The sequence below is a fragment of the Sphaerotilus sp. genome, from assembly GCF_013299175.1.
In the GTDB taxonomy this organism is placed as follows: Bacteria; Pseudomonadota; Gammaproteobacteria; order Burkholderiales; family Burkholderiaceae_C; genus Sphaerotilus.
Window position 1 is genome coordinate 1 of sequence record NZ_JAAFKF010000186.1, and the last position, 3752, is coordinate 3752.

General features: G+C 69.8%; 3 protein-coding genes. 2 read left to right on the plus strand and 1 reads right to left on the minus strand.

Annotated features, from left to right (window positions below; genetic code table 11):
• Window positions 1–238: 238 nt before the first annotated feature.
• Window positions 239–889, minus strand: coding sequence for a TetR family transcriptional regulator (locus QZW52_RS18895; protein WP_294001627.1), 651 nt, complete (start codon window positions 887–889; stop codon window positions 239–241).
• A 103-nt stretch (window positions 890–992) separates the two neighbouring features.
• Here QZW52_RS18895 and QZW52_RS18900 point away from each other — a divergent pair, with 103 nt between their 5' ends.
• Together QZW52_RS18900 and QZW52_RS18905 are read left to right on the plus strand one after the other, a co-directional pair.
• Window positions 993–2288: an efflux RND transporter periplasmic adaptor subunit gene (locus QZW52_RS18900; RefSeq protein WP_294001629.1), complete on the plus strand. Its 1296-nt coding sequence runs from the start codon at window positions 993–995 to the stop codon at window positions 2286–2288.
• Window positions 2289–2304: 16 nt separating this feature from the next.
• On the plus strand, window positions 2305–3752 hold a 1448-nt coding region (locus QZW52_RS18905; RefSeq protein WP_294001631.1), incomplete at its 3' end, for an efflux RND transporter permease subunit.

Genomic DNA, 3752 nt, shown 5'->3' on the forward strand with positions numbered 1-3752 from the left:
ACGTAATTTAGACCTCACGGCTCTGCTGTCTAACTTGGCCGCTGAGGTCTAACTCGGCACCAAGATGGCATGCAAGTCGTTGTCGGCATTGATGTTTTTCTGTAGCGTGACGCATAACTTCTCCCTAAATGAACCGCGAAACCCTGCAAGCGCATCTTCGACTTGCTCAGGTGCCACGCAGAATAAAACACCACCCCGCCACCGTCCGCAGCGACCGCATGGCAGCCCCAGCAGAATTTCACACTTCCGCCTGATCCGTGAAAAAGTTACGCCTAACCCCCCGCAAGAACACCTCGATCCCCCCCCGATACCCCTCCACATCCCCCGCCCCCACCGGCCCCAGCGTCGCTCGCCTCAGCATCCCGTCGATCAGCGCCATGAACCCGATCGACACCGCCCGCGCCTGCACCCCCGCATCGAATACCCCCCGCGCCTGCCCCGCGACCACCAGCCGCTCGGCCCGCGCCCGGAATGCCTCCATCACCGCGGTGTGCCGCTCCAGCGCCGGGCGCATCTCGTCGCTGTACTCGGTACGGTGAATGGCGATGGTGAAGACACGCCGCGTGCGTTCGTCCTCCAGCATCCGGGCGATCGGCCCCCACGCAAACGCCCGCAGCGTCTCCACCGGGTCCGCCCCCCCCGGCTGGTCGCCGTGTTCCAGCGCATCCGTCGCCGCCTCGCAGGGCAGGCGCACCCGCTCCACCATCGCGTTGAACAGCTCCGCCTTGTCCCTGAAGTGCCAGTAGAGCGCCCCCCGCGTCAGCCCCGCCTCGGCGGCGATGCTCTGCAGCGACGTGCGCGCCACGCCCTCGCGCAGGAACACCACCTCGGCCATGTCCAGCAGGTGCTCCCGCGTGGCGGCTGCCTCTTCCTTCGTGCGTCGGACCACCGTGGTTTCCTCCCGGCAACAGAGCGACATACATACATTCACAAGTGTATGTAAACTGCGGCCCAACCCTCCCGGTTCAAGTGCTACCGCTGGAAAACACGACATGCATCACGACAGCCCCCTCTTTTCCTCGCTGCGGCGCCCTGCCGCCGGACTGGCCGCACTGACCGTCGCTGCCGCGCTGGTGGCGTGCGGCGGCGGCTCCGGCGGGAGCGGATCGCCGCCGGCCGCGGCCTCGGGCGCCGCTTCCGGTGCGGGGGCTGGCGGTGCGGGGGCTGGCGGCGCGGGCGGACCCGGCGCCGGCAAGGCACCGCCGCCCCCCGCCGTCGGCGTGGTCACCGTGCAGCCGCAGTCGGTGGCGATCCGCGCCGAGCTGCCCGGCCGGCTGGAGGCGTGGCGCACCGCGCAGGTCCGCGCCCGCGTCGCCGGCATCGTGCAGCAGCGGCTGTTCACCGAAGGCGCCGAGGTCAAGGCCGGCCAGTCGCTGTTCCAGCTCGACGCCGCCCCCTACCGCAACACCCTCGACAGCGCCGCTGCCGCCGTGGTCAAGGCCGACGCCAACCTCGCGCAGTCCCAGGCCACGCTGACCCGCAACGAGCCGCTCGCCGCCGCCAAGGCCATCAGCCAGACCGAATGGGTCGCCGCCCAGACGGCGGTGAAACAGGCCCAGGCCGACCTCGCCACCGCCAAGGCCGCCGTGCAGAGCGCCAAGCTGAACGTGGACTACGCGGCCGTGCGCGCCCCGATCGGCGGGCGCATCGGCCGCGCCCTCGTCACCGAAGGCGCGCTGGTCGGCCAGGGCGAGGCGACCCAGATGGCACTGATCCAGCAGGTGGACCGCCTGTACGTGAACTTCACGCAGCCGGCGTCCGAGGCGCTGCGCCTGCGCCGGGCGTTCGAGTCCGGCCAGTTCAAGCGGGCGGGCGGGGCGGGCGCCGAGGTGCGGCTGGTGCTGGACGACGGCACCGAATACCCGCATCCCGGCAAGCTGCTGTTCTCCGACCTGACCGTGGACGCGACCTCGGGCCAGGTCACGCTGCGCGCCGAGGTGCCGAACCCGGAGGGCACGCTGCTGCCGGGGCTGTACGTCAAGGTGCGCGTGGCACAGGCCCAGACCGACAGCGGCGTCCTGGTCCCGCAGCAGGCCGTCACCCGCGGCTCGGCCGGCGACACCGTGATGGTGGTCGGCGAGGGGAACATGCCCGCGCCGCGCCCGGTGAAGATCGGCGGGGCGAACGGCAGCGCGTGGGTCGTGCTCGACGGGTTGAAGGCGGGCGAGCAGGTCATCGTCGATGGTTTCCAGAAGATGCGCCCGAAGTCGCCGGTCACGCCGGTGCCGTGGACGCCGGGTGGCAAGCCGGCGCCAGCGTCCGCACCCGCGTCGGCCGCCAGCCGCTGAGCCGGAAGGAACCCGCATGTCCTCCCGATTCTTCATCGACCGCCCGATCTTCGCCTGGGTGATCGCGCTGTTCATCCTCGTGCTCGGCGCCGTCTCCATCACGCGGCTGCCGATCGCGCAGTACCCGACCGTCGCGCCGCCGTCCCTGGTCATCAACGCCGCCTATCCGGGCGCGTCGCCGCAGGTGCTGGAAAGCGCCGTGCTGGCCATCATCGAGCGCGAGATGAACGGCGCGCCCGGCATGATCTACATGGAATCCACCGCCCAGGCCAACGGCACGGGTGCCATCACCGTCACCTTCGAGCCGGGCACGAATGTCGAACTCGCGCAGGTCGAGGTGCAGAACCGCCTGAGCCGCGCCTCGCCCCGGCTGCCGGCGTCGGTGGTGCAGCAGGGCGTGCGGGTGGACAAGGCGCGCTCGAACTTCCTGATGTTCGTCTCGGTCACGTCCAAGAACCCGGCCTATGACCCGATCGCGCTCGGCGACTACGCGGCACGCAACATCGTGCCCGAGCTGCAGCGCGTGGCCGGTGTCGGTCAGGCGCAGCTCTTCGGCACCGAGCGGGCGATGCGCGTCTGGATCGACCCCGCCAAGCTCGCCGGGCTGGGCCTGTCGCCGAACGACGTGAACAACGCCATCCGCGCCCAGAACGCGCAGGTCTCGGCCGGCTCCATCGGCGAGCTGCCGCACGTCGCCGGCCAGACCATGAGCGCCACGGTCGTCGTCAACGGCCAACTGGAGAGCGTGGAAGCCTTCGGCGCCATCGTGCTGCGGGCGAACGCGGACGGCTCGACGGTGCGGCTGCGCGACGTGGCCCGCATCGAGCTGGGGGCGCAGAGCTACGCCACCTCGGCGCGGCTCAACGGCGTGCCCTCGACCGGCGTCGGTGTGCAGCTTTCACCCACCGGCAACGCGCTCGGCACCGCGACCGCCATCCGCGAGCGCATGGAAGAACTCAGCCGCAGCTTCCCCGAGGGCGTGGCCTTCGAGATCCCCTACGACACCTCGCGCTTTGTCCGCATCTCCATCGAGCAGGTGGTCCACACGCTGGCCGAGGCGATCCTGCTGGTGTTCCTGGTGATGCTGCTGTTCCTGCAGAACCTGCGCTACACGCTGATCCCGACCATCGTGGTGCCGGTGGCGCTGATGGGCACGTTTGGCGTGATGCTGCTGGCGGGGTTCTCGATCAACGTGCTGACGATGTTCGGCATGGTGCTGGCGATCGGCATCCTGGTGGACGACGCCATCGTCGTGGTCGAGAACGTCGAGCGGATCATGGCCGAGGAAGGACTCAGCCCGCGGGACGCCACCGTCAAGGCGATGGGCCAGATCACGGGCGCCGTCATCGGCATCACCGTGGTGCTGATGAGCGTGTTCGTGCCGATGGCGTTTTTCAGCGGCTCGGTGGGCAACATCTACCGGCAGTTCTCGCTGTCGCTGGTGGCGTCGATGGCGTTTTCGGC